Origin of the sequence: Collimonas sp. (genome assembly GCF_035566555.1) — a bacterium.
Taxonomy (GTDB): domain Bacteria; phylum Pseudomonadota; class Gammaproteobacteria; order Burkholderiales; family Burkholderiaceae_D; genus Collimonas.
Genome location: NZ_DATMRB010000164.1, coordinates 14,609 through 38,844, shown reverse-complemented (window position 1 = coordinate 38,844; position 24,236 = coordinate 14,609). Strand labels below are relative to the sequence as shown.

The 24,236-nt window shown below is 61.1% G+C and carries 23 protein-coding genes and 1 pseudogene; 14 read left to right on the top strand and 10 right to left on the bottom strand.

Translation table 11 applies throughout. The features are described 5' to 3' along the window. Positions 1–143: 143 nt before the first annotated feature. Positions 144–728, bottom strand: a complete 585-nt coding sequence (locus VNZ65_RS20195) for a hypothetical protein (protein ID WP_325672207.1) — start codon at positions 726–728, stop codon at positions 144–146. A 198-nt stretch (positions 729–926) separates the two neighbouring features. Here VNZ65_RS20195 and VNZ65_RS20190 point away from each other — a divergent pair, with 198 nt between their 5' ends. After that, entirely contained in the window at positions 927–1,904 is a 978-nt protein-coding gene (locus tag VNZ65_RS20190; RefSeq protein WP_325672205.1) for an ABC transporter ATP-binding protein, read from the top strand. Next, complete coding sequence (locus tag VNZ65_RS20185) at positions 1,901–3,211, top strand: hypothetical protein (RefSeq protein WP_325672203.1); 1,311 nt, start codon at positions 1,901–1,903, stop codon at positions 3,209–3,211. The genes VNZ65_RS20190 and VNZ65_RS20185 overlap by 4 nt, the downstream gene beginning before the upstream one ends. A 25-nt stretch (positions 3,212–3,236) precedes the next feature. Here the strand turns inward: VNZ65_RS20185 and tal are convergent, their stop codons facing one another. From tal to VNZ65_RS20155, 6 genes and pseudogenes are all read right to left on the bottom strand, one after another. After that, on the bottom strand, positions 3,237–4,202 hold the full coding sequence (tal, locus tag VNZ65_RS20180; RefSeq protein ID WP_325672201.1) for a transaldolase: 966 nt from the start codon (positions 4,200–4,202) through the stop codon (positions 3,237–3,239). A 32-nt stretch (positions 4,203–4,234) separates the two neighbouring features. Then, the gene (gene xylB, locus VNZ65_RS20175; protein WP_414649186.1) at positions 4,235–5,707 is read right to left on the bottom strand and encodes a xylulokinase; all 1,473 of its coding nucleotides are present in this window, start codon (positions 5,705–5,707) and stop codon (positions 4,235–4,237) included. Positions 5,708–5,744: 37 nt separating this feature from the next. Next, positions 5,745–6,734 carry a LacI family DNA-binding transcriptional regulator gene (locus tag VNZ65_RS20170; RefSeq protein ID WP_325672211.1) on the bottom strand — a complete coding sequence of 330 codons (990 nt, stop codon included), beginning with the start codon at positions 6,732–6,734 and terminating at the stop codon, positions 5,745–5,747. Between the two features lie 72 nt (positions 6,735–6,806). After that, positions 6,807–7,748, bottom strand: coding sequence for an ABC transporter substrate-binding protein (locus VNZ65_RS20165; protein ID WP_325672197.1), 942 nt, complete (start codon positions 7,746–7,748; stop codon positions 6,807–6,809). Positions 7,749–7,826: 78 nt separating this feature from the next. Beyond that, positions 7,827–8,747, bottom strand: a pseudogene (locus VNZ65_RS20160) (ABC transporter permease subunit); the annotation flags it as partial. A gap of 130 nt (positions 8,748–8,877) precedes the next feature. After that, positions 8,878–10,425, bottom strand: a complete 1,548-nt coding sequence (locus VNZ65_RS20155) for a sugar ABC transporter ATP-binding protein (RefSeq protein WP_325672193.1) — start codon at positions 10,423–10,425, stop codon at positions 8,878–8,880. A gap of 507 nt (positions 10,426–10,932) precedes the next feature. On the opposite strand from VNZ65_RS20155, the gene cfa reads away from it, so the two are divergent. Further along, positions 10,933–12,096 (top strand): cyclopropane fatty acyl phospholipid synthase, encoded by a 1,164-nt coding sequence (gene cfa / locus VNZ65_RS20150; RefSeq protein ID WP_325672191.1) that lies wholly within the window; start codon positions 10,933–10,935, stop codon positions 12,094–12,096. A gap of 247 nt (positions 12,097–12,343) precedes the next feature. On the opposite strand, the gene pmbA is transcribed toward cfa, so the two are convergent. Further along, positions 12,344–13,708: a metalloprotease PmbA gene (gene pmbA, locus VNZ65_RS20145; protein WP_325672189.1), complete on the bottom strand. Its 1,365-nt coding sequence runs from the start codon at positions 13,706–13,708 to the stop codon at positions 12,344–12,346. 76 nt (positions 13,709–13,784) lie between these two features. Between pmbA and yjgA the strand changes: the two genes are divergently transcribed. The 11 genes from yjgA (at position 13,785) to VNZ65_RS20090 (ending at position 23,050) form a co-directional block, all read left to right on the top strand. Continuing rightward, a complete protein-coding gene (gene yjgA, locus VNZ65_RS20140) occupies positions 13,785–14,384 on the top strand; it encodes a ribosome biogenesis factor YjgA (protein ID WP_325672187.1) in 600 nt (199 codons plus the stop codon). Continuing rightward, entirely contained in the window at positions 14,371–14,988 is a 618-nt protein-coding gene (gene mog, locus VNZ65_RS20135; RefSeq protein ID WP_325672185.1) for a molybdopterin adenylyltransferase, read from the top strand. Before yjgA ends, mog begins: the two co-directional genes overlap by 14 nt. Before the next feature lie 41 nt (positions 14,989–15,029). Then, the gene (locus tag VNZ65_RS20130; protein WP_325672183.1) at positions 15,030–16,061 is read left to right on the top strand and encodes a TRAP transporter substrate-binding protein; all 1,032 of its coding nucleotides are present in this window, start codon (positions 15,030–15,032) and stop codon (positions 16,059–16,061) included. Positions 16,062–16,133: 72 nt separating this feature from the next. Beyond that, the gene (locus VNZ65_RS20125) at positions 16,134–17,075 is read left to right on the top strand and encodes an MBL fold metallo-hydrolase (protein WP_414649185.1); all 942 of its coding nucleotides are present in this window, start codon (positions 16,134–16,136) and stop codon (positions 17,073–17,075) included. 49 nt (positions 17,076–17,124) lie between these two features. After that, positions 17,125–17,793 (top strand): carboxylesterase, encoded by a 669-nt coding sequence (locus tag VNZ65_RS20120; RefSeq protein ID WP_325672179.1) that lies wholly within the window; start codon positions 17,125–17,127, stop codon positions 17,791–17,793. A 191-nt stretch (positions 17,794–17,984) separates the two neighbouring features. Beyond that, positions 17,985–18,641: a hypothetical protein gene (locus tag VNZ65_RS20115; protein ID WP_325672177.1), complete on the top strand. Its 657-nt coding sequence runs from the start codon at positions 17,985–17,987 to the stop codon at positions 18,639–18,641. A 15-nt stretch (positions 18,642–18,656) separates the two neighbouring features. Beyond that, positions 18,657–18,899, top strand: coding sequence for a hypothetical protein (locus VNZ65_RS20110; protein ID WP_325672175.1), 243 nt, complete (start codon positions 18,657–18,659; stop codon positions 18,897–18,899). Positions 18,900–19,027: 128 nt separating this feature from the next. Next, positions 19,028–20,170, top strand: a complete 1,143-nt coding sequence (locus VNZ65_RS20105; protein ID WP_325672173.1) for an alpha/beta hydrolase — start codon at positions 19,028–19,030, stop codon at positions 20,168–20,170. Positions 20,171–20,222: 52 nt separating this feature from the next. Continuing rightward, positions 20,223–20,630: an SRPBCC family protein gene (locus tag VNZ65_RS20100; RefSeq protein ID WP_325672171.1), complete on the top strand. Its 408-nt coding sequence runs from the start codon at positions 20,223–20,225 to the stop codon at positions 20,628–20,630. A gap of 44 nt (positions 20,631–20,674) precedes the next feature. Further along, the gene (locus tag VNZ65_RS20095) at positions 20,675–22,558 is read left to right on the top strand and encodes a DUF885 domain-containing protein (protein ID WP_325672169.1); all 1,884 of its coding nucleotides are present in this window, start codon (positions 20,675–20,677) and stop codon (positions 22,556–22,558) included. A gap of 177 nt (positions 22,559–22,735) precedes the next feature. Then, positions 22,736–23,050: a DUF6968 family protein gene (locus tag VNZ65_RS20090; protein WP_325672167.1), complete on the top strand. Its 315-nt coding sequence runs from the start codon at positions 22,736–22,738 to the stop codon at positions 23,048–23,050. 263 nt (positions 23,051–23,313) lie between these two features. On the opposite strand, the gene VNZ65_RS20085 is transcribed toward VNZ65_RS20090, so the two are convergent. Both VNZ65_RS20085 and VNZ65_RS20080 read right to left on the bottom strand, forming a co-directional pair. Continuing rightward, positions 23,314–23,514 (bottom strand): heavy-metal-associated domain-containing protein, encoded by a 201-nt coding sequence (locus VNZ65_RS20085; protein WP_325672165.1) that lies wholly within the window; start codon positions 23,512–23,514, stop codon positions 23,314–23,316. 87 nt (positions 23,515–23,601) lie between these two features. Further along, the gene (locus VNZ65_RS20080; protein WP_325672163.1) at positions 23,602–24,207 is read right to left on the bottom strand and encodes an amino acid synthesis family protein; all 606 of its coding nucleotides are present in this window, start codon (positions 24,205–24,207) and stop codon (positions 23,602–23,604) included. Between the last annotated feature and the right edge of the window lie 29 nt (positions 24,208–24,236).

Below are 24,236 nucleotides of genomic sequence, written 5' to 3'. Positions count from 1 at the left end.
CCGCCATAGCGGCTGCGAACATTCTAGAGGAGAAAAACCGGATACAAGGAAATCAAAGCATGGCAATTTGCAAATTTTTGTTAAATGCCGCTGATTCAAAAATCATCATCACAAAAAATCACATTCAACGATTTCGCATGACATTACAAACCGCTGCCCATCGACGAGCTGCCGCCTCCCATGCCGCCACCGCCCATGCCGCCCATACCCTTGCCATGCCCCTTGCCGGACGACTTATCCTTGGGCACCACCGAGCTGCGGTCGCAGGACGCCACATCGACCCGCTGCAGCCGGTCCGCCAGGAAAGCCCTCGCGGTCTGCCGCTGCTGGTCGTCGAGCGCATCGTTCATGGTCAGCCACAGCTCGCGCAACTGGCGTCCGTCCTGCAGCGCCAAAGCCGATTCGGCATCGATCGCGGCCGACAGCTGGCGCAGGTCCAGCGTCGGATTATTCAAGCCGTTCGCCATGCTGGCCTGGATCAGCTGCTGCCGCTTTTGGCGTTCGCTGATGATGGTGCGCGACTTGCCTTCCAGCTGACGCCACAAGGTTTGCTGGTTCGGATTCAGGTGCAGATCGTCCTTCAGACCGTCGGCGACCGACAGCAAATCTTCAGTGTGGAAGTCCATCACCGGCGAGGCCAGCGCAGGTCTAGCCAGGCCTAGGCTCAGGGCGACCATGACGGCCAGCGTAGCAAGCTTGAAGCTTGATGACAGCGGCTTTCCTTGCATTGCAATCTCCTCGTATCAAAACGCGTATTTAACCGGAGTTGGCGCTGCGCCGCGGCAGGTGAATCATTTGGTAACAGCTGGACGCCTATTGATACAGCGTGTTGCCGGCCGCAATTTGCCGCTTCCGCCGCGGATTGCTTTATTATTGGAAACTTACATTGCTATCATGTCCACATTATCTCTAGAAGATCGGCTCCCATGATAAAAATCTCTGGCCTTACCTTCGACTACCCGGGCCATCGCGCCCTGCACCAGGTCAGCCTGGAAGTCGAAGCCGGCAGCGTGACTGCGCTGGTCGGCTCCAACGGCGCCGGCAAAACCACGCTGATGCGCTGCATCGCCGGACTCGAAACGCCGCTCGCCGGATCCATCAGCGTGGCCGGCATGGACGTGCTGGAACAGCCGCGCGAAGTGCATCGGATCATGGGCTACCTGTCCGATTTCTACGGTTTGTACCAGGCGTTGACCGTGGCTCAATGCTTTGAATATGCGGCGGCGGCGCAAGGCTTGCCGGCAGCAGAGATTGCGCAAGCGATCCAGACCACCGGCCGCCAGCTGGGACTGAGCGATCGGCTGCAGCAAACCTGCGACAAGCTATCGCGCGGCTTGCGCCAGCGGGTCGCCATCGGCCAGGCCATCATCCACGGACCGAAAATCCTGCTGCTGGACGAGCCCGCTTCCGGCCTCGATCCGGAAGCCCGCGCCAGCCTGGCGGGCCTGTTCCGCCAGCTGCAGGCCAATGGCATGACGCTGCTGGTGTCATCGCACATCCTGGCCGAGCTGGATGAATACTCTAGCCATATGCTGGCGCTGCGCGAAGGGCGGGTACTGGAATACCGCGCCCTGGTCCACAACGGTAACCAGCCGACGCTGGGACAATCCCCGCCGCGATCGCTGCGGCTGATGCTGGCCCAGCCGGACGCCAGACTGCAGGCACAACTTGCAGCGGAAGCGGCGCTGCAAGTCACCGCCAGCGACGAGCGCAGCGCCGATTTCAACTTCAGCGGCGACGAACACGCCCAGGCCGCCCTGTTGGCGCGCCTGGTCGGCGCCGGCCTGCTGGTCAGCAGCTTTGCCGATCAAAAGGAAAACCTCCAGCAATCCTATCTGCGTTCGGTCGCAAGCTACGAAAACGGACAAACCAGCAACCCAGGCAAAAGCGGGAGCGCATCATGATCAATCCTGAATTCAAGCGCAACCTCTGGTTGCAGTTTTCCCTGCACAGGCTGATCGCCATGCCGGCCATCCTCGGACTGATTTTCTTCACGCTCAGCTATGCCGCCGCCAATCTTCCTGTCGGCATGGCGCTCGATAGCGTAGCGTTGATTTTATTCGGCGGCATTGTCTGCCTGTGGGGCACGCGCAACGCCAGCAGTTCCGTGATCGATGAAATCCGCGACAAGACCTGGGACCAGCAGCGCATGAGCGCACTCGATCCCTGGACCATGACCTGGGGTAAATTGTTCGGCGCCACCGCCTTCAACTGGTATGGCGGACTGATCTGCCTGGCGGTGTTTGCAGTCACGGCCATTGCCGGCGGCCGCAGCATGACCTTGAGCGCCGGCCTGACGCTATTGGCGCTCGGCATCCTGATGCACGCCGCCACCATCGCCCTTAACCTGCATCTGATGCGTAGCGACATACGCGCCGTGCAGCGCGGCGGCATCGCCTGGGCGGTAGTGGTGATCGCGGTCATGTTCGCGCCGCCGTTCCGCTCCCACACCGACACTATCATCCAGTGGTGGGGCATGGGCTTTGCCTATGGCTCTTTCCTGCTGGGCAGCATGGTATTCCTGGCCGCCCTCGCCGTCTTTGCGGCGTGGCGCAGCATGAACAGCGCGCTGCAGATCAGCACAGTGCCCTGGGCCTGGCCGCTCGGCTGCTGCCTGCTGGCTGCCTATCTCGCCGGTTTTGCCGACGGCGCCGGCCTGCTGTGGATAGGCTTGTTGCTGGCCATCGCCATGACCTACGCCGTCTTGTTCACGGAAGAAAACGATATCGCGCTCTGGCAACGCATCGTCGCCCGCATCGAGTCCGGCAACTGGCAGGGCTTCCTGCGCAACCTGCCGATCTGGCCCAGCACGTTGGCGCTGAGTTTCTGTTTTGCCTTGCTACTGCTGGTCAACGACGGCCAGACGCCGCCTTTCGAGCTGCCGCCAAGCTTCGCCTACAGCCCGCTGCTGGCCGCGACGCTGGCGCTGATGCTGTTGCGCGATTGTTGCGTCTATCTGTTCTTTGCCTTTTCCCGCAAAGGCAAGCGCGCCGGCGCCACCACCATCCTGTATCTGGCGGTGATCAACGGCTTGCTGCCATTCATGGCGCGCGTGCTGGGATTAAACGGACTGGCGATATTTTTCATGCCGCTGCATCTCGGCAGCGCCTGGACCATGTTCGGCATCGCGCTGCTGCATGCCGTGCTGGCCCTGGGGCTGCTCAACTGGCGCTGGCGCCAGCGCGCGCTGAAAGACGATACGGCGAGCTGACGCGCCCGCCGCCGGGCTGCCGAGCTTATTTGTGGGCGGCAGCGATCAAGCCCTCGATGATCTTGTCGAGCTTGATTGCATCGGCGGCAAAACCGCGTATCCCCTCCGCCAGCTTTTCCGTTGCCATCGCATCCTCGTTCAGGGCGTAGCGGAATTCAGCCTCGTTATAGCTCACCTGTTGCAGATCGGCGCCGGCGGCGCCATCCTTGTCCAGCGCACGCGGCAAATCGGCGTCGCTGGCTTGCAGCTGCGCCAGCAGTTCCGGGCTGATGGTCAGCAGGTCGCAACCGGCCAGCGCCGCAATCTGGCCGACATTGCGGAAGCTGGCGCCCATCACTTCAGTCTCGATGCCGAAGCGTTTGTAGTAGCTGTAGATCTGCGCCACCGACTTGACGCCGGGATCGTTGGCAAGCGTGTTGGCGGACTCGTCCCAAGCTGCGCCCGCCGATTTCTTGTACCAGTCGTAGATACGGCCGACGAACGGTGAAATCAGGCGCACCTTGGCCTCGCCGCAGGCCACCGCCTGGCAGAAGGAAAACAGCAGGGTCAGGTTGCAGCGGATACCGTCCAGCTCCAGGATGCGCGCCGCCTGGATCCCTTCCCAGGTCGAAGCGACCTTGACCAGCACCCGCTCGCGGCCGATGCCGGCGGCTTCGTACAGCGCCATGATGCGGCGCGCGCGCGCCACCGTGGCGGCGGTGTCGAAGCTGAGGCGGGCGTCGACTTCAGTGGAGACCCGGCCCGGCACCACTTTCAGGATTTCCAGGCCAAAGCGCACCAGTACCTGGTCGACAATCTGGTCCAGCTTGCTGTCGGCGTGGGCGGCGACGGTCTCGGCCAGCAAGGGCGCATAGTCTGCTTGCTGGACTGCCTTCAGGATCAGCGAGGGATTGGTGGTGGCGTCGCGCGGCTTGAATTGCGCCAGCTGCTTGAAATTGCCGGTGTCGGCGACCACCGTGGTGTATTGCTTCAGTTGTTCCAGCTGGTTCATGGCGAGTCCTTTTCTTTATAAAATATTTAAAATCAATCGTGCAGGGCTTGTGCCGCTGCCAACAGTCCGCGGAATTTCTGGTAGCGTTCTTGCAACATCGGCTGCTGGGCGACGAACGGAAAGAAACGCTCTTTCACCGGCATGCCGCTGGCCAGCAAGCCGGCGCCCTGCCCATAGGCCAGGAAACCGAGTTTGGCCGCGCCAATACATGCGCTCAACTCGCTGCCCACCAGGGTATGAATTTCCCTGTCTAGCAGGTTGGATAGCAATTGCGCCCAATAGTTGCTGCGCGCACCGCCGCCGACCAGCGCACAGGCGCCGACCACTGCCCCTGCCGACTGCACGGCATGCAGCGCATCCAGCAAACCGAAGCCGACCCCTTCCAGCACAGCATAGCCGAGCATGGCCGGCGAGCTGTCGTAATCCAGGTTCATGAAACCGCCGCGCAGCAAGGGATCGTTATGCGGGGTGCGTTCGCCCGCCAGATACGGCAGGAACAAAGGAACGCCGGCCGCGATCGGCTGCGTCTGCGGCAAGCTGTGCTGCACCAGCTGCAGCAGAGCTTGTTCGTTCGGCTGCCCCAGCAGGCGAGTCACCCAGCGCAGGCAGCTGGCGCCGGCCAGCATCGCCCCCATGGTGTACCAGCGCTGCGGCAGTGCATGGCAGAAGCTGTGGACCGCGCTGGCAGGATTGCCGGCGGCATGATCTGTGATGGCGACAATCGCCGCGCTGGTGCCCAGCGTGATGAAGCCATGACCGGCGTCGATGGCGCCGATGCCGACCGCTGAGACCGGATTGTCGCCACCACCGCCGGCCACCAGCAATTGCGCGCGCAGTCCGAGCTGCTGCGCCGCGGCGGCGCTAAGGCCAGCCGAGGCGGCGGAGCCCTCCACCAGCCGCGGCAACTGCTGCAGCTGCAAGCCGCAGGCCTGCACCATCGGCGCATACCAGTCGCGCCTGGCGACGTCCAGCCAGAGCGTGCCGGCGGCGTCAGAGACATCGCTGATGCGCTCGCCGGTGAGGCGCAAACGCAGATAATCCTTGGGCGAGAGGACGCAGGAAATTTCGCTGAACACCTGCGGCTCGTACTGCCGCAGCCACAGCAGCTTGGGCGCCGTCAGGCCGGCCATCGGCAGGCTGCCGGTGACCGCGGCAAACTCGGGATGCAGCTGCTGCAGCCATTGCGCCTGCACAATGGCGCGCGAATCGTCCCACAAGATGGCTGGCCGCAGCACCCGGTCCGCCTGGTCCAGCAAGACCGCGCCGTGCATCTGGCCGGACAGGCCGATGCAGCGCAGCCGCGCGTAGGCGTCCGGCTGCGATTGCCGCAATTGATGCAAAGCCGAGAGGCAGGCTTGCCACCAGCTTTCCGGATCTTGCTCGGACCAGCCGGCTTGCGGCCGCGAGATGTCCAGCCTGACGCCGGCATGCGCCAGCACCGTACCGGCTTTGTCCAGCAGTACGGCTTTCAGTTCCGACGTGCCAAGATCAATCCCGAGTGCGATGGGACTACTCATCATGATTGCGTTCCTGTGGTTTTATTCAAAGACATCCGCATGAATTACGGACCCGCAGCGTCGGCGCCAGCCGCACCGTCTGCTTCTTGCCGTCCGGCTCTTCGATCCGCTTCAGCAGCTGCTTGACGGCGCGCATGCCCAATTCCTTGACCGGCTGCGCCATCACGGTCAGGCGCGGCACAAAGAAATCGGCCCAGTCGAAATCGTCGAAGCCGACCAGCGCAATCTGCTCCGGCACGTCGATCCGGGCATCGCGCAACGCATGCATGGCGCCGATGGTCATCAGGTTGTTGGCCGCCATGATGGCGGTCGGCGGCTCCGCCAGCGTCAGCAAATGGCGGGTAGCGCTACGCGCCGGTTCGCTGCTGGATTCGCCATTCACCAGCAGTGCTGCGTCAAACGGCAGGCCGGCAGCAGCCAGCGCGGCGCGGTAACCGTCGATCCGTTCATCGGTGGTGGTGAGGCCGGCGCTACCTGCGATCAGGGCGATGCGGCGATGACCGTGTTCGATCAGGTGGCGGACCAGCTGCTGCGAAGATTTTTTGTTTTCCACGCCGACCTGGTCGAAGCCCTGCGCCACCAGGCGGTCAACCAGCACCGCTGGAATATCGTTGGCGCGCAAATACTCCAGCGCCAGATGCTGCGGATCGGCCGACGGCGCCAGCAGGATGCCGTCGACGCGGCGATGGTGCAGCGCCTTGACCGCGCGCAGTTCCTGCTCCGGATCGTCGCGGGTATCGACATACAGCATCATGATGCCGTGGCGCGCGCATTCGGTTTCAATGGCGTGCACGGTTTCGCTGAAATAGTGATTGGAGAGTGCGGAGATGGCGACGCCGATGGTATTCGAGGTGGAACGCGCCAGCGAGCGCGCCAGCGTGTTGGGGATGTAGCCCAGCTCCTGGATCGCCGCCTCCACCGCGCGCACCGTCGCCGGCCGCACCTTGCGCGTACCGTTCAAGACATGCGAGACCGTCGAAGTCGATACCTTCGCGATTCTTGCAACATCATCCATCGTAGCCAATTATTTTTCCCCTGTTTAGACTGGCGGCTGCCGACACCAGGTCGCGGCAGCCGTCATTTCACTTCAGCGTGCGCTGGACCAGCCTTTGTAGCTGGCGACATTATCATGAGTAATCAGCACTGGCGCCAGCAATACTGTCGGCTTGGCGGGACGTTTGCCGTTGAGTATGTCATAACCGATGGCTACCGCATCCTGTGCCTGCGCCCAAGGGTCCTGGCTGGCGGAGGCCTGGATCGCACCGCCCGATTTCAGCGCCGCTTCGATATCGGGGGCGCCGTCGACCGAAGTGATGACGATGCCGCTGCGCTTCAGCTGCTTGGCGGCGAGGTCGCTGCCGATGGCTTGCGGGTCGTTGATGGTGAACAGGCCGTCGATTTTCGGGAAGCGGGTCAAATAGCCCTGCATGGCGTTCAGGCCGCCTTCGCGCGAGCCCTTGCCGTCCTGGTCATCTGACAACACCTTGATGCCTGGCGCAGCGGCAAGTACCGCTTTGCAGCCTTTGACGCGATCGGTCACGGCAGTCACCTGCGGCCCGTTCTGGATGATCACATTGCCCTTGCCGCCCAGCTTGTCGACCAGGTATTTGCAAGCCAGCCGGCCCGCCTGTTCATTGTCGGTCTGCACCGTGGCATCGACGCCCTTGGCGCCGACGTCCACCGCCACCACCACGATGCCGGCCTTCTGCGCTTTCTTGATGGCCGGCTCGATGGCGACCGGATCGGTGGCGTTGAGCAGGATCAGGTCGACCCCGGCTGAAATGAAGTTGTCGATCTGGGTAAACTGCTTGCTCAGGTCATAATCGGCCGACACCGCGGTGACCTTGACGTTCGGGTTGATCTGCTGCGCCTTGGCCTTGGCGCCATTGGCCAGCGTCACAAAATACGGATTGCCGAGCGAACCGACGGTGATGCCCACCGCTTTCAGTTCACGCGCCTGCACTACGCCAGAGACAGTCAAAGCCAGCGTCAACGGCAGTATTGCGGCTAGAGCGAATTTTTTCATCATGCTTGATCTCCTGTTGCCGGTCATAGGGAAATCCGGGGGCAGCGACCAGCTTGCCGCCCCCGGTGGTCTGTCAATGTTTTAAGTGCGCGCGCCCGACTGCCGGTAGCGGTCCAGCGCCACCGCGCCGATGATCACGATGCCTTTGATGATGTATTGCCAGATATCGGACACGCCCAGCAGCACCAGGCCGTTGGTCAGCACGGCAATGATCAGGGCGCCGATCAGCGTGCCGACTATGGACCCGACGCCGCCGGTAAAGCTGGTGCCGCCGAGGATCACCGCGGCGATCGCATCCAGTTCATAGGATTGCCCCAGCTGCAAGCCGTTGGCGGCAGACAGGCGCGAGGCCGTCATGACGGCGCCGAGGCCGGCCAGCAGGCCCGATACCGCATAGACGAATAGCAGCACCTTCCACACCTTGATGCCGGACAGGCGTGCCGCTTCATGATTGCCGCCGACCGCATAGATCTGCACGCCGATCACGGTGCGGCGCAGGATGAACCAGGACAGCGCCACTACCACCAGCGCGATGATCACCAGCCAGGGCACGCCCAGCACCGAATCGTTGCCGATGAAGGCAAACGGCAAATCCGGATTGAACACCGTCTTGTCGTCCGCCAGCAAACGCGCCAGGCCGCGCATGGCGGTCAGGGCGCCGAGCGTGACGATGAACGGCGGCAGCCGCATGAAAGCGATCAGCACGCCGTTGGCCAGGCCCAGCAGCAGGCCGAAGCCGATGCCGGCAGCGATCCCCAGCATGCCGAACTGCGGCGACAGCGAAGCCAGCATCGCCACCACCGCCGCAGCCGCCAGGATCGCGCCAACCGAGAGATCGATGCCGGCGGTCAGGATCACGAAAGTCATGCCGGCGGCCAGCACGATATTCACCGAAGCCTGCTGGGTAACGATAGCCAGGTTCTGCAGCGTAAAGAAGTTTTCGCTCATCAGCGCGAAACCGAGCACCAGCAACAGCAGCACCGGCAGCATGCCGACCGTGCGCAGCACACCGCGCAGCTGTTCCCGTTTGCCGATGGTCTCGGCCGTAATCCTGCTACTTGCTTCCATGATAGTTGTCTCCTTGCTGTTCTGATTCACGATTGCTGCCTTGCCTGTCCAAGGCGCCTGCCTGTCATGCCGCCTGCGGTTCCACCTGCTGCGCGCCGGTGGCCAGTTCGATAATGTTTTCCTGGCTGATGTCGCGTCCCGAATGGCCGCCGAGCTCGGCCACCAGCTCGCCTTCGCGCATCACCAGCACGCGATCCGAGGTGCCGACGATTTCCGGCAGTTCGCTGGAAATCACCACCACGCCGACGCCGGCCTTGGCCAGGTCATTGATGATGCGATAGATCTCGGATTTGGAGCCGATGTCGACGCCGCGCGTAGGCTCGTCCAGGATCAGCACATGCGGCTTGATTTCCAGCAGGCGCGCCAGCAGCACCTTTTGCTGATTGCCGCCCGACAGCGCGCCGACGTTGACATTGCCGGACGCCACCCGGATCGACAGCGACTTGATCGCTTCCTCCGAACGGCGCGCGCCGCGGCGGCGGTCCAGCACGCCGCCATAGCGCGCATCCGGCACGCAGGCGCAGACATTGATGTTGTCGCGCACGCTCATGTCCAGGAACAGCCCTTGCGCCTTGCGGTCTTCGGTCAGGTAGACCACGCCGGCGCGGATGGCATCGGTCGGGCCGCGCAAGCTGGCAACTGCCTTGCCCGCCACTTCCAGCGTACCGGAGATGCGCGGATCGGCGCCAAAGATCAAGCGCGCCAGTTCGGTGCGGCCGGCGCCGACCAGGCCGGCAATGCCCAGCACCTCGCCCGCGTGCAGATCGAAACTGCAGCCGCGCACGCGGCCGCCGTCGGCCATGTCGCGTACCCGCATCACGACATTGCCGGGATCGTAGGCGGCATGTTCTTTCTTGTAGAAACCGGAAAGATCGCGTCCGACCATCATTTTCACCAGCGCCTCGGCAGAAAGAGCGGCGCGCTCCAGCACGCCGACATGCTTGCCGTCGCGCAGCACCGAGACGCGGTCGGACAATTCGTAGATCTCGGCCATGCGATGGCTGATGTAGACGATCGCCAGTCCCTCCTGGCGCAGCTGGCGGATCAGCGCGAACAGACGGTCGGTTTCGCGCGACGACAAGGGCGTAGTCGGCTCATCCATCACCAGGATGCGCGCATGGGCATGGATGGCGCGGGCAATCTCCACCAGCTGGCGCTCGGCGATCGACAGGCTGCCGACCTTGGTGCGCGGTCCGAAGTCGGCGCCCAGGCGCACCAGGACATCGACGCAGCCGGCTTCCATCGCCTTGCGGTCGACGGTCCAGCCGCGCTTCAGCTCGCGGCCAAGGTAGATGTTTTCGGCCACGCTCAGGTTGGGACACAGGCTCAGTTCCTGGTAGATCACCGCCACGCCCAGCTCCTTGGCGGCGCGCGGACCGTAATTGGCGACCGCCTTGCCGTCGATGCGGATTTCGCCGCCGGCATCGGCCGCATGGGCGCCGGACAAGACTTTCATCAAGGTCGACTTGCCGGCGCCGTTTTCCCCCATCAAGGCATGCACCTCGCCGGCGTAGACCGTCAGGTCGACTTCTTTCAATACGCGCAAACCGCTGAAGGTCTTGGAGATGGCGCGCATCTCCAGGATAGGCGTCGCGTCGGATACTGGTTTCATGGGCTGCCCCTTAAACTGACTGAACGATCAATCTCAAGAAAATCGTGGATAACGGCGCAGGCGCGTCAACATACCCTCAAGCAACAACCACTAAATGCGGATGTTTTGGCGTGAGCGAATGCTCAATATGTGTTCTTTGTGGCAATGAACAGCGAGGCCGGATCGCCTCGTAACGGTGCGGGATTTTCATTTGTCTCCAGGCGTTTATGTTTTTACCTAGGCCGCCTTGGCTGAAAAATGCGCTTGGCGGCCTGATTTGAGAGCAATCTTAGTGCAAAGCAAGCGCTTGCGCAAGCGCTTGCTTTTTTGTCGTCAAACCGCGTGCAAGAGAATTATCTGCATCGGCAAACCCGACACAATCGAACTTAAGACTTTCTTAACCTAAACGCAGCAAAGCGGTGCTACCCTTTATCGCCGAGCTCCCATGACAAGAATTCTGCCCATAAAAGCTGCTCACGCAAAGATGCCATCCGTGTACGAATAACTCCAACTGAAAAGGGACACTGCATGAATAATGTGAAAGCCGGCCAGTCAGCGCCAATGATCCCGGATACGAATAGCGCGAAAATCATCCGCCAATTGTTTGAACACGCCGACATCCATCTCAACGGCGACCGGCCCTGGGACATGCAGATCCACAATCCGGCTTTCTTTCAAAAGATGTTCGCCACCTGGGAACTTGGCATCGGCGAATCGTATATGGATGGCGACTGGGATTGCGAGCAGCTGGACGAGTTCTTCTACAGGGTCACCAGCCACGACCTGGAACAGACCGTGGTGGGACCGGCAAAAGTCGGCTTTTACCTGGAAATCCTGCGCCAGAAATTCTTCAACGTGCAAAGCCGCAAGCGCGCCTTCCAGGTCGGCGAACAGCACTACGACATCGGCAACGACCTGTTTGAAAAGATGCTGGATTCCAGCATGACCTATACCTGCGGCTACTGGCCCAAGGCCGAGAACCTGGAACAGGCGCAGCTGCACAAGCTCGACCTGATCTGCCGCAAGCTGGAACTGAAACCTGGCGAGCGCTTGCTGGATATCGGCTGCGGCTGGGGCGGCCTGGCGCGCCATGCCGCGCAAAATCATCAAGTGGAAGTGGTCGGCATCACGGTTTCAAAGGAGCAGCAGAAGCTGGCGCAGGAACGCTGCGCCGGGCTGCCGGTCGCGATTGAACTGATCGATTACCGTGAGCTCACAGGACAATTCGACAAGATCGTTTCAGTCGGCATGTTCGAAGCTGTGGGGGCAAAAAATTTCGACGAATACTTCGATGTCGCCGCCAGGCTGCTGAAGCCGGACGGCCTGTTCCTGCTGCATACCATCGGCAATTACGAGACGGAAAAAAAGCGCGACGTCTGGCTCGACAAGTACATTTTCCCCAACGGCCACCTGCCCTCGGCCAAGGAAATCACGTATGCGCTGGAAGGGAAATTCCTGATACAGGACTGGCATAATTTCGGCCAGGACTACGACCGCACATTGATGGCCTGGTGGGATAATTTCGAGAAGGCCTGGCCGACCCTGAAAGACAAATACGGCGAACGTTTCTACCGCATGTGGAAATACTTCATCCTGTCCTCGGCCGGATTCTTCCGTTCCGGCCAGGGACAGCTATGGCAGCTGGTGCTGAGCAAGCGCGGCCGCAAGGGGCTGTATCGCTCGGTGCGTTAGCGCGGCGAATAACTCATCCGGCGTTATTGACGCCACACCTGGGCGGCCCCAGCTACACCCCTAGCTACGCGCCCCGGTCATTCCCGCGAACGCGGGAATCCATTTTCACTGCCATATTCAGCAACTTGGATTCCCGCGTTCGCGGGAATGACGGGGTCGCCTAGCGTGGCCGACGAGGCCGGGGCGCGTAGCTGGGTGTAGACCGGGGGTAGCCGGCTACACCAAGACAGCGCTTTTTAAGCGCAGTTTAATTGCCGGCGACAGTCATGCTTTCAATCAGCACCGAACCGGTCTGCTTGGTGCCGCGGATCAGGGTATCGGCGCCGATGGCGACGATCTGCGCCAGCATGTCTTTCATGTTGCCGGCGATCGTGATTTCCTCGACCGGATACTGGATGACACCCTTCTCCACCCAGTAACCGGAGGCGCCGCGCGAGTAATCGCCGGTGACGTAGTTGGTGCCCTGCCCCATCAGTTCGGTGACCAGCAAGCCGGTATCCAGCTTCTTCAGCATGGCCTTGAAATCGTCGCCGGCTTTGGTCAGCGAAGAAGTCATGCTGAGGTTATGCGAGCCACCCGAATTGCCGGTGGTTTTCATGCCCAGCTTGCGCGCCGAATAAGTCGACAGGAAGTAGCCTTGCACCACGCCATCCTTGACCACGTCGCGGCGCTGGGTCTTGACACCCTCTTCGTCGAAAGGCGCCGAACCGACCGCACCGATCACGTGCGGATCTTCAACAATCTGGATATGCGGCGCAAATGCCGGCTGCCCCAGGCTGTCCAGCAAGAACGAGGACTTGCGGTACAACGCGCCGCCCGACACCGCCTGCACGAAAGCGCCCAGCAAGCCGGCCGCCAGCGGCGCCTCGAACAGCACCGCGCATTTGCGCGTATCCAGCTGGCGCGCGTTCAGGCGCGCCAGGGCGCGCTCGGCGGCATAGCGGCCGATGGCTTCCGGCCTGGCCAGTTGTTGCGGGTCGCGCATCGAGGAATACCAGTCGTCGCGCTGCATCTTGCTGCCCTTGCCGGCGATCGGCGCCACCGAAATGGTGTGGCGCGAGAATGGATAACCGCCCATGAAGCCGCGCGAATTGGCGCTGACGAAGTGCGATTGCTGGGCGTAGACGCCGGCGCCTTCGCTGTTGGTGATGCGCTTGTCGACGGCAAATGCTGCCGCTTCACAACGTTTTGCCAGTTCCACCGCTTCTTCGGCCGAAATCAGCCACGGTGAGCAAAGTTGCAAATCCAGCGGATTCATTTCCAAAGTATCAACATCCGGCAAGCCGGCGCAATCGTCTTCGGCGGTGAAACGGGCGATGTTATAGGCCGCTTCGACCGTATCCTGCAAGGCTTTGGCGGAAAAGTCCGAGGTGCTGGCGTTGCCGCGCCGGGTATGACCCTCCTCGCCGATATAGACGGTGACGCCCATGCCCTTGTCTTTGTTTTGCTCGATGGTTTCGACGCTGCCCTTGCGTACGCCCACCGATAAACCGCTGCCTTCGCTGATTTCAACCGCGGCGCCGGAAGCGCCTTTTTCCCGCGCATAACGCAAGACATCCTGCGCCAGCTGTTGTAATTGGGCTTGACTATGGGTAAATACGGAGTCGCTCATGGGTCGGTTTTCTTCGAATTAGGTATAAAACGGTTATCATAGCAGTCGTTTACAGTATGGAAGCACCCTTTACATCATGCCAAATCCCAATCGGGGCTCCTGCGGCTTTCAGTCCAGCGAGTTCGAACAAGAATACGACCGTCCCTCCAAGTCCCAGCTCAAGCGCGAGATGACTGCCTTGCAGAAGCTCGGCGAAGAACTGATCGCCGAATCGCGCGACCGCGTCAAGCGCGTGCCGATGCCGGAAGATGTGCGCGACGCCATCCTCGAATGCCAGCAAATCAAGGACCACGAAGGCCGCCGCCGCCAGACCCAGTACGTCGGCAAGAAAATGCGTACTTTGGAGCCGCACGAAATCGCCGAAATCCAGAAAACCCTGGATAGCTGGCGCGGCCTGTCGAAAGCCGACACCGCCGCCATGCACGCGCTGGAGCGCCACCGCGACCGCCTGCTGAAGGACGACGGCGCGCTCACCGAACTGCTGGCGCACCATCCGGAACTGGACGTGCAACATGTGCGCACCATGATCCGCAATGCGCGCAAGGAGCAGGCCGAGAACAAGCCGCCGAAAGCGTATCGCGAGATTTTCCAGCTGCTGAAGGAATTGCAGAAATCGTCGGGCAACCACGATGATATCGACGCCGAAGACGACGACGAGCAAGATGAGCACAATTAACCCTGAGCCGACGGCGGGCCTGAAAATCGGTCTGGTATCGATTTCCGACCGCGCCAGCAGCGGGGCTTACCAGGACCAGGGCATCCCTGCCCTGCAGGATTGGCTGGCAGCTGCGCTCGCCAGTCCGTGGCAGGTGGAAACCCGCCTGATTGCCGACGAGCGCGCACTGATCGAGCAAACCCTGATCGAGTTGACAGACCAGCATCATTGCGACCTGGTGCTGACCACTGGCGGCACCGGCCCGGCGCGCCGCGACGTCACGCCGGAGGCGACGCTGGCGGTGGCGACCAAGGAAATGCCTGGCTTTGGCGAACAGATGCGCCAGATCAGCCTGCAATTCGTGCCGACCGCAATCCTGTCGCGGCAGGTCGCCGTGATCCGCGAGACTGCCGATCATGCGGCCTTGATCCTGAACCTGCCGGGACAGCCGAAAGCCATCAAGGAAACTCTCGAAGGCTTGAAGGATGCCGACGGCAAGCAGAAGGTGTCCGGCATCTTCGCCGCCGTGCCTTACTGCATCGACCTGATCGGCGGTCCGTATATCGAAACCAATGAAACGGTGTGCAAGGCGTTCCGGCCGAAATCGGCGCTCAAGCCAGCCTAGCTACGGCCTCTTCACCCAACTCTTTTCAGCGGACAGCATCCATGTCGCCAGCGGCTTCCAGCAAGCAAAACAAAAATCGTTTCAACCGTGCCTTACTCTTGCTGCTGCCGCTACTGGCGCTCGGCCAGAGCGCGCCGCTGCAAGCGCAAACCCTGCATCTGATCAACGAGTATCCGGCCACCTCGGTCACGGCCGCTGCAGATTTACAGTTTGCCGACAACGTCAGGCAACTGAGTGCTGCGCTGCCGGCGAATGCGCTGACCATCGTCACCGAACAAGAAGCGCAGAATCCTTTCAAAGGCAGCGCCCAGGTCAGTGCGCTGAGCGAGGGCAAGGTCGAGATGGCGACGCTGTTTGCCGGCATCGCCGGCGCCAGCGATCCTTTTTTCCTGCTGTCTTCGCTGCCGTTCACGGTCGGCAGCTTCGACGATGCCAGCGCGCTCGCGAACTGCGCCCAGCCGGCGGTCGAGCAGCATCTGCGCAAACTGAATGCCCACCTGCTGTACGTCACGCCATGGCCGCCGTCCGGCATCTGGTCGGCTACGCCGGTGGCAGATCTGGCGGCGCTGCAGGCGCTGCGCATCCGCACCTATGACGACAACAGCCGCGCCGTTTTCGCGCAGGTTGGCGCCCACAGCGAGAACCTGCCGTTCTCGGCAGTGCCGCCCAAGCTGGCGGCCGGCGAACTGAACGCCGTGCTGTCCTCCGGCGACGGCGGCGCCGGTAACCGCTTGTGGGACCAGCTGGGCAACTTCAGCGCCATCAGCTACGCCATCCCGCTCAGCTACACCGTCGTCAACCAGGATGTCTGGCAGCAGCTGAAGCCTGAACAACAGGCCGTGCTGAGTGAGGCCGCCAAGCGCACCGCGGACGCCTCCTGGGGCAAGATCAAGGATCGCATCGAGGCGAATTACAGCCGCATGCGCGAACACAAGATGACGCTCAACCTGGCGCCGGCGCAAGAGATACAAGACAGCTTGCGCAAGGCGGCTGCCAGCCAGGTCGCGGCCTGGCAGCAAAAAGCCGGCGCCGCCGAGATCGTGGCGCAGTGCCTCAAGCACGTTGCGCAATAACACCGCCGTCTGGCGACACTGGAGAACACCGTGACCCGCAAGCCGCAACAGCAAGGCGCGCGCAGGAAATTCATGCAGCTGGCGCTGGCCGCCGGCGGCGCTGCCGTACTGCCGTGGCTGACGCCAGCACAGGCGCAGACTGCCGCAGCGCTAACGACCACCAGCGACCAAGGCACGCGCCTGATCCTGCTCGGCACCAAGGGCGGCCCGACGCCATCCGCCCTGCGCGCCGCACCGGCCAATGTCCTGCTGATCGACGGCCAGCCCTATGTAGTCGATTGCGGCAACGGCGTCGCCCAGCAACTGGTCAAGGCCGGCATCAAGCTGCCGCAGATCCGCGACATTTTCCTGACCCACCAGCACTCCGACCACAATGCCGACCTCGGCAACCTGGTGCTGCTGGCCTGGGCTACCGGCCTGGCAACGCCGGTGCAGATGTACGGACCGCCCGGCATGCGCCGCATGATGGACGATTTCGTCCGCATGAACGCGCTCGACATCGCCGTCCGCATCAAGGAAGAAGGCCGGCCGCCGCTGCGGCCGCTGATCAAGACCCATGAATTCAGCGGCCCGCGCGTGGTGCTGGAAAACGACCAGGTCAAGGTCACCGCCGCCCTGGTCGACCATTACACGCTCAAGCCCGCCTTCGCCTACCGCTTCGACAGCAAGGACCGCTCGGTGGTGTTTTCCGGCGATACCGCCTACAACGAAAACCTGATCCAGCTGGCCAAGGGCGCCGACGTGCTGGTGCACGAAGTCATGTATCTGCCGGCGCTGGAAAAGCTGATGCGCACCGTCGACAATGCGCCGACCCTGCTCGATCATCTGGTGAAGAGCCACACCAGCAGCGCGCAAGTCGGCCTGGTGGCGGCGCGCGCTGGCGTCAAGACACTGGTGCTGAGTCACTTCGTGCCCGGCGGCGATCCCGCCATCACCGACGACATGTGGTCGGCCGAAGCGCGCAAGCAATTCAGCGGTGAAATCATCGTCGGTAAAGACCTGATGGTGATCTGAGACCGCTTTCATTACCCCTTAATTTTTCAATCAGAATCCGGACCAACTCATGTCAAACACACTAGAAACCCTGGAAATTTCCACTTCCGAAAAACCAACCGCCGCCGTCATCTGGATGCACGGCCTCGGCGCCGACGGCTCCGATTTCGTCCCCATCGTCAAGGAACTCGACCTGAGCGGCTGTCCCGGCATCCGTTTCGTCTTCCCGAGCGCGCCGGCGATTCCGGTCACCATCAACAACGGCTACGTAATGCCGGCCTGGTACGACATCCTCACCAGCGACCTGGTGCGGCGCGAGGACGAAGCCGGCCTGCGCAAATCGCAAGCCGACATCGAAGCCTTGATCGCAGAGCAGATCGCGCTCGGCATCGCCGCCGACAAGATCGTCCTCGCCGGCTTTTCGCAAGGCTGCGCCATGACCTTGCAGACCGGCTTGCGTTATCCGCAGAAACTGGCCGGCCTGATGTGCCTGTCCGGCTATCTGCCGCTGAACGACAAGATCGCCGCCGAGCGCCATGCCGCCAACCAGCACACGCCGATTTTCCAGGCCCACGGCCGCGCCGATCCAGTGGTGCTGGTGAACCGCGCGGAAATGTCGCGCGACTTGCTGCTGCAGCTGGGCTACAGCGTCGAATGGCATGAATACATGATGCAGCACTCGGTCTGCGCCGAGGAAGTTGCGGATATCGGCAGCTGGCTGCGCCGCGTGCTGGCTTAAACAGAGCGTCCAGCTTCGCGGCCCGAGCGCCGCTATATTTTCACGCCGCGCAGCGTGAATGCCCCGCCCTTGACCGGCGGGGTATTTTTTTGAAAGTTGCAATTTAGAAATATCGGACCTATCATGGCCCAGCACCGAATGCTTGATGGAAGCGGATATCCCGGAACCAAGCTGTGCCCTGCGAGGAAAACATGTACAAGACTGGAATCGTGCTGGCCCTATCGGCATGCGCATCTTTCGCCCATGCCGCCGACGCCGGCAAGACCATTGAGCAATACCGCCAACAAGGCTATCCCGTAAAATCGATTGCGCCGATTTTCAGCCAGCTGTTGGTAGTGCCCTTCCCGCCCGGCTTCAAGACTGCATTTGAAAACACCAACGGTTCGCACTATATCCGCGAAGCGGTGCTGGAAAAGGAGAACGTCGATCAATGGACTCAGATGATCACCGTCACCGGCCTCAAGGACCTGGCGCTGAATCCAAAAGTCACGCCGCAATCTTTCGCCGTCAACATGGCCGCCGGCTTCCAGCGCGCCTGCCCGACATCGTTCAGCGGCCAGGAACTCGGCATCGGCAAGATCAGCGAGCGTGACGCCTTCGTCCTGGTCGCCTCCTGCGGCACTTCCCCCACCACGGCAGGAAAAACCAGCGAAGCCGCGGTGATCGCCGTGATCAAGGGCAGCAGCGACTATTACACGGTTCAATGGGCCGAACGCGGCGCACCGTCCGCCACGCCGCTTGCCATAGACGTCGGCAAATGGACGGAGAAATTCAAGCAATTGAATCCGATCAAGCTTTGCCCGATCGTGGCTGGCGAGGCGGCGCCGTATCCAAGCTGTGTCAATTAACTGAAAGCCTGCAATATGCAAACGCTCACCCTGGCTACCCAATTCGTTCTCGCCGGCGGAGTTGTCTGCGCCGTCGTCTTTTCTTTAAAACGCGACTGGCTCAAGGCAGCAACCTGGCTCTGCCTGACCACTTATCTCGTGCTTGACAGAGTGATGCCGCCAGAGGCATCCCCGTCAGTGCTGATCAATTCGGTCTTGGTGATATTGTTGGTGTTGGTGGCTTATCAGATATTCAAAAGAAAAAAGCCTACTCGATAAGATGAAAGCACGGCAATCTGATCCCTGCAGCAGGGGATCAGGTCATGTATTCACAATACAAACACATAGTGCGAAAAAATCCAATTGCTCCCATACCGCCAACTGCATGACTACAGGTGATCGTTCCCGTGAAAAAATATTTTCCATTTACAGGACACTTCGATGCAGGCAGCGGCTCCGCGTGCCTCATCCGCAAACTTGCAACCTTGAGCTTAGCATCGCTACTGTCCTGGCACCCGCTGTACGGCATCGCCCAAAACGATGCTGCGCAAACGTCACCAAAAGTGGAAACCACCGGCGGCTGTGCGGCAGCCAACGTCAAACTGAATGAGCAAAAATTCGTCTTGATCGGCGGCATTCAGCAGTGGATCGCCACAAGTGGCAAAAGCTGTGACAATCCGCTGATCCTGTTTCTTCATGGCGGTCCCGGAAATTCGCTGAGCCCCTACGCGGATGCAATTTATGGCACCTGGCAGAATGAATTCACGCTGGTGCAATGGGACCAGCGCGGCGCCGGCAAGACCTTTGCCGCCAACCCGGCGACGGCCGAATCCGCGCTGACGGTTGAACGCATGACGCAGGACGGAATCGAGCTGACAGAATATCTGACCAGGCAATTCGGCAAGCGCAAAGTCATTCTCATGGGAGGATCATGGGGATCGATTCTCGGCATTCATATGATCAAATCCCGGCCCGACCTGTTTTACGCTTACGTCGGAACCGGACAAATCGTCAGCTATCGAGAAAACCAGAATGCCAGTTACACGAAACTGATTACCCTGGCGCGCGCTGCCGATGATCAAAAGACGGTCGCGGCAATTGAAGCGCTCGGCCCGCCGCCATGGACAAACCCGCGCAACAGTGGCATTTTGCGACGGGCGACGCGCGTCTATGAGGCCAAGACCTCGGCGGCTGCACCGAAAGCATGGTGGATACCCGCACCAGAATATGCCACCGCGCAGATGCAGGAATATTTTGAGCAAGCCGACGATTACTCCTATCTGCAGTTCGTCGGCCTCAAAGGCGACGGCATGTTTTCCCGCATCGACTTGCCCAGGCTGGGAATGCGCTTCGATATCCCGGTTTACATCATCGAGGGATCGGAAGACCTGATCGCTGTGCCCGATGTGGCAAAGCACTACTTTGATGGCCTTATCGCCCCTGAAAAGGAATATGTATCAGTACCGCAGACCGGTCACGATCCAAATCTGGCCATGGTCGATGCGCAGTACAAGATCCTCAGTGAGAAAATCCGGGCAATGGCAAAATGAGCGATTGCAAGCAGTCGGCAACCTGTTCACCTTACACCTCATGGAGATAGCTATGTGGACTCATGAAGAAAGCATCGAAACAAGCGCTGCTGCGTCTCGTGTGTGGGCGCTGTTCGCTGACGTTGCGCGCTGGAAGGAATGGAACGCTGGCATCGAGAGCATCGAATTGCACGGGCCGTTCGTGGCTGGTACCACTTTCACCATGCGGCCGCCCGGGCAGGACGCCTTGACCAGCACCCTCACTGAAGTCAAAGTCAACGAAAGATTCATCGACGAGACCGTGGTGGATGACACCCGTGTGCTCGTCAGCCACAAGCTGCTGCCGCTGCCGTCTGGCCGCACCAGGATTATCTACAGCACCGAAATCAGCGGACCGGATGCGGCTGAAATCGGTCCGCTGGTGACCGGCGATTTCTCCGATGTGCTGGCAGCCCTCAAGAAGCTGGCTGAGCAATCTTAGGATAGACTCAGACAGTCATTCTTTTTCCAAGATCAAAGGATTCCATGAGCACGACACCCCCGACCTCGACCTTTTCCCGCCGCCGCCGCGACGTGCTGCTGACGGCTCTTTCCGCTGCCGCCGCCAGCGCCCTGCCCGGCATCGCCCGCGCCCAAGGCAAGGACGCCAGCCCGGCCGACCATAAATTCAACGGCCTGCTGGCCGACTTTGCCGAAGAAGTCCTGCGCCTGTCGCCGACTTCGGCGACTTCGCTCGGGCTCGATTCCGGCGCCCGCGCCGCGCTCAAGTCGCGCTTGCAGGATGCCTCCCCGGCCGGCGACGCACTCTGGGCCGGGCAGGTGAAATCAATGCTGGCGCGCATGCACACGGTGGAACGCGCCAGGCTCAGCCCGGATGCGCAAATCCGTTACGACAGCGTGCGCTATGCCGCGACCCAGGGCGTGGACGGCCTGCGCTTTTCCTATGGCGGCGCGGCCAGCGGCTTCTACGGCGGCACCGATCCCTTCCCGGTGACCCAGCAGGATGGCGCCCTGATCGCGGTGCCCGAATTTCTCGACTCGCAGCACCACATCGCCAACGCCGCCGACGCCGAGGCTTATCTTGAGCGGGTGACGGCAATGGCGCGCCTGCTCGACCAGGAAAGCGCGCGCATCGAAGAACAGGCCGGCAAAGGCATCATGCCGCCCGATTTCATTGCGCATACCACGCTGATCCAGCTGCGGAATTATCGCAACACGCCGATAGCATCGCAAAAGCTGGTGACGTCGATCACCCGCCGCACCCGTGAGCTCGGCATCGACGGCGACTGGGAAGCACGGGCGACGGCGCTGGTCAACGACAAGGTGTATCCGGCGCTGGAGCGGCAGATCGCCAGCTTTGCCAAAGCCACCGCAAAAGCCACCGATGTCGCCGGCGTACAGCGTTTGCCGGACGGTGCTGCATATTACGAGTGGGCGCTGAAACTGGGCACCACCACGACTCACAGCGCCGCGGAAATCCACGCCATCGGCCTGGAACAGAACAAGGCGCTGCAAGCACGCATCGACGCCATCCTCAAGGCGCAGGGCATCAGCCAGGGCACGGTGGGCGAGCGCCTGCTGGCGCTGTCCAAGGACCCCAAGCGTTTCTATGCCGACGACGACCAGGGCCGCGAACAGCTGATCGCCTATTGCAATGAGCGGATTGCGGCAGTGCGCCTGCTGATGCCGAAGATCTCGCACCTGGGCCTGAAAGCGCCGCTGATCATCAAGCGGGTGCCGGCCGATATCGAAGCCGGCGCCCCGCTCGGCTACATGAATTTCGCGTCACTGGATGGATCGCGGCCGGCAATTTATTACATCAACCTGAAATCGACCACGCTTTGGCCGAAATCGGAAATCGCCACGCTCACCGCGCACGAAGGCATTCCCGGCCACACCTGGCAGGGAGCGTACCTGGCGGAACACCATGCGGACCTGCCGCTGATCACTTCCATGATCGGCTTCAATGCCTTTATCGAAGGCTGGGCGCTGTATGCCGAGCAGCTGGTCGACGAGTTCGGCATTTATGCCAACGACCCGTTCAGCCAGATCGGTTATCTGCAGGCGCAGCAGTTCCGCGCTTGCCGCCTGGTGGTCGATACCGGCTTGCACGCGATGAAATGGACGCGCCAGCAGGCGATCCGCTTCATGGTTGAAAACTGCGGCCGCGGCGTCGCCGCCATCACCAGCGAAGTCGACCGCTATTGCGTATCGCCGGGACAGGCTTGCGGCTACAAGATGGGACACAACGAGATCCTGCATCAGCGCGACCGGGCGCGACAGGCGCTGGGCGCCCATTTCGACCTGGCAAGCTTCAACGATGCGCTGGTGAAAAGCGGCGGCGTGCCGCTGACGGTATTGCCGACGGTGATCGACCGCTATATTGCCGGCGTCAAGCTAAGCACCTGAAAGCCGGCGGCGCGGACCCGGCACGATGCAAGCCTGGCCATGCTGAATGTCCAATACCGGATTCTCGGAAAAAAATCCCGCTCATGGCAAAATCAAGAGCTGCTGCTGTCCGGCAGCTCTTCCAATTTACGTCGCACCTAAGGAAGATAACTGTCCCCCTATCCCTGAAGGATGGAAATGACTATTGCTTTTGAAAGAATCTGGTATGCCGTATCTCCTGAAGGCGCTGGCCGCACACTCGGGCTCAGCATAGGAGTTCCGACGGAGTATCCCGATAAGGAATGGGGATGCGAAGTGTCGATCGGGTTTCTTGATCGGACAAGGACGATTTATGGAATTGATGGATGGCAGGCAGTTATGTTGGGATCGCGGTTTGCGGTTCAGCGGCTAAGCCATCACGTGGATCTTGGATGGAAATTTTTCTGGGCTGAAGGCGACGATCCTGTAGAGCCCGAAGACCTGGTGTCGGACGCGCTTAAATTTGTCGAATGATGAGGAATGCCCCTGCTGCCGGCGGCGGCGATCGCTCGCCGCATTGCCGGCATCGGGGTGGCAGCATGCAATATTGGGGTGTTCAGACTTCTCTGTGGGTAAAAAGGACGCTATCGCGCATGGCTTGCTAAAAGGTAGGGTGGGCACGCTTTTGTGCCCACGCTGTAGCGCTATCCGCGTGGGCGAAAAAGCGTGCCCACCCTACACAGGAAAACATTTTTTGCACCTGTAGAGAAGTCAGATGAACCCAATATTGATGCACATTATGCCCGCAACTGCGGCGTATAACCGGCATCCTTGATGGCCTCTGCCAGCTCGGCAGCGCTGGCCTGGCTCTGGATCGCCACCGTGTGGCTGTCGATCTTGATATCCACCTTGGCGCCAGCATCGACGCCGCTGATGGCTTTGCTGATGCGGCCGGCGCAATGGCCGCATGTCATGTCCTGCACAGTGAATTGAATCATGTTTTGCTCCGTGGGTTGGTTCAGTACTACATCCACTATAAACCTTCCCACGATAGCAAGGTCAAGCCCGGCATCGGCCTGCCAACATCAGTTGAGGCCGTTCTTGCCTTCGATTTCACTGGCTTTCAAACCGCCCAGGCGCGCATGCAGGCGGCCGCGGGTGGCAACGGCAAACGCCACCACCACTTCGTCGGCATTCGGCGCATCGAAGAACTGGCTGGTGACCGTGTCGTAGTGCGACGGCACGTACAAGGCATTCTTGTGCGCCAGCGGAATATCCAGTTCAGTGCCGGGCACGCCGCGCTTGCCGGCTGACGGAATCCAGGCTTTGCCGCCGCCGATCGCTTCGCGGATGGGCATCACCATGGCTGGCGTCAGGAAAGCGTTGCCGTGTTCGTATTCGCCGGCGATGCCGACGATGCAAGCCTTGCCGTAGCTTTCCAGTTCTTCCCCGCCCAGCGCGGCGACGATGCGGCGGCCGAATTCGCGGCCCAGCGCAGGAGAATTCGCCAGGATCAGGTCGAGGTTGTCGCTGAAGCGGCCGGCGTAAGGATTGTGGATGGCGGCGGCGATGACGATCTTGCGCAAAGGCTTGCCGTCGGCCAGGATGCCGTTTTCATTGGCCAGGGTGTCGTCAATCTGGGTGTACCACTTGCGGATATGATAATTCTCGAAATTTGCTGGCTTGGACATGATGCGTTCCTGACAAGTTAACGGATGAA

Bases quoted from the DNA above. Each gene is read 5' to 3' on its own strand.
- VNZ65_RS20185 (WP_325672203.1), top strand. From the start codon at position 1,901: ATGATCAATCCTGAATTCAAGCGCAACCTCTGGTTGCAGTTTTCCCTG.
- VNZ65_RS20130 (WP_325672183.1), top strand. From the start codon at position 15,030: ATGTCGCCAGCGGCTTCCAGCAAGCAAAACAAAAATCGTTTCAACCGT.
- VNZ65_RS20115 (WP_325672177.1), top strand. From the start codon at position 17,985: ATGTACAAGACTGGAATCGTGCTGGCCCTATCGGCATGCGCATCTTTC.
- VNZ65_RS20090 (WP_325672167.1), top strand. From the start codon at position 22,736: ATGACTATTGCTTTTGAAAGAATCTGGTATGCCGTATCTCCTGAAGGC.
- cfa (WP_325672191.1), top strand. From the start codon at position 10,933: ATGAATAATGTGAAAGCCGGCCAGTCAGCGCCAATGATCCCGGATACG.
- yjgA (WP_325672187.1), top strand. From the start codon at position 13,785: ATGCCAAATCCCAATCGGGGCTCCTGCGGCTTTCAGTCCAGCGAGTTC.
- VNZ65_RS20095 (WP_325672169.1), top strand. From the start codon at position 20,675: ATGAGCACGACACCCCCGACCTCGACCTTTTCCCGCCGCCGCCGCGAC.
- VNZ65_RS20155 (WP_325672193.1), bottom strand. From the start codon at position 10,425: ATGAAACCAGTATCCGACGCGACGCCTATCCTGGAGATGCGCGCCATC.
- VNZ65_RS20190 (WP_325672205.1), top strand. From the start codon at position 927: ATGATAAAAATCTCTGGCCTTACCTTCGACTACCCGGGCCATCGCGCC.
- pmbA (WP_325672189.1), bottom strand. From the start codon at position 13,708: ATGAGCGACTCCGTATTTACCCATAGTCAAGCCCAATTACAACAGCTG.
- VNZ65_RS20125 (WP_414649185.1), top strand. From the start codon at position 16,134: ATGCAGCTGGCGCTGGCCGCCGGCGGCGCTGCCGTACTGCCGTGGCTG.
- VNZ65_RS20110 (WP_325672175.1), top strand. From the start codon at position 18,657: ATGCAAACGCTCACCCTGGCTACCCAATTCGTTCTCGCCGGCGGAGTT.
- VNZ65_RS20085 (WP_325672165.1), bottom strand. From the start codon at position 23,514: ATGATTCAATTCACTGTGCAGGACATGACATGCGGCCATTGCGCCGGC.
- VNZ65_RS20120 (WP_325672179.1), top strand. From the start codon at position 17,125: ATGTCAAACACACTAGAAACCCTGGAAATTTCCACTTCCGAAAAACCA.
- VNZ65_RS20170 (WP_325672211.1), bottom strand. From the start codon at position 6,734: ATGGATGATGTTGCAAGAATCGCGAAGGTATCGACTTCGACGGTCTCG.
- tal (WP_325672201.1), bottom strand. From the start codon at position 4,202: ATGAACCAGCTGGAACAACTGAAGCAATACACCACGGTGGTCGCCGAC.
- VNZ65_RS20195 (WP_325672207.1), bottom strand. From the start codon at position 728: ATGCAAGGAAAGCCGCTGTCATCAAGCTTCAAGCTTGCTACGCTGGCC.
- VNZ65_RS20080 (WP_325672163.1), bottom strand. From the start codon at position 24,207: ATGTCCAAGCCAGCAAATTTCGAGAATTATCATATCCGCAAGTGGTAC.
- mog (WP_325672185.1), top strand. From the start codon at position 14,371: ATGAGCACAATTAACCCTGAGCCGACGGCGGGCCTGAAAATCGGTCTG.
- VNZ65_RS20165 (WP_325672197.1), bottom strand. From the start codon at position 7,748: ATGATGAAAAAATTCGCTCTAGCCGCAATACTGCCGTTGACGCTGGCT.
- VNZ65_RS20100 (WP_325672171.1), top strand. From the start codon at position 20,223: ATGTGGACTCATGAAGAAAGCATCGAAACAAGCGCTGCTGCGTCTCGT.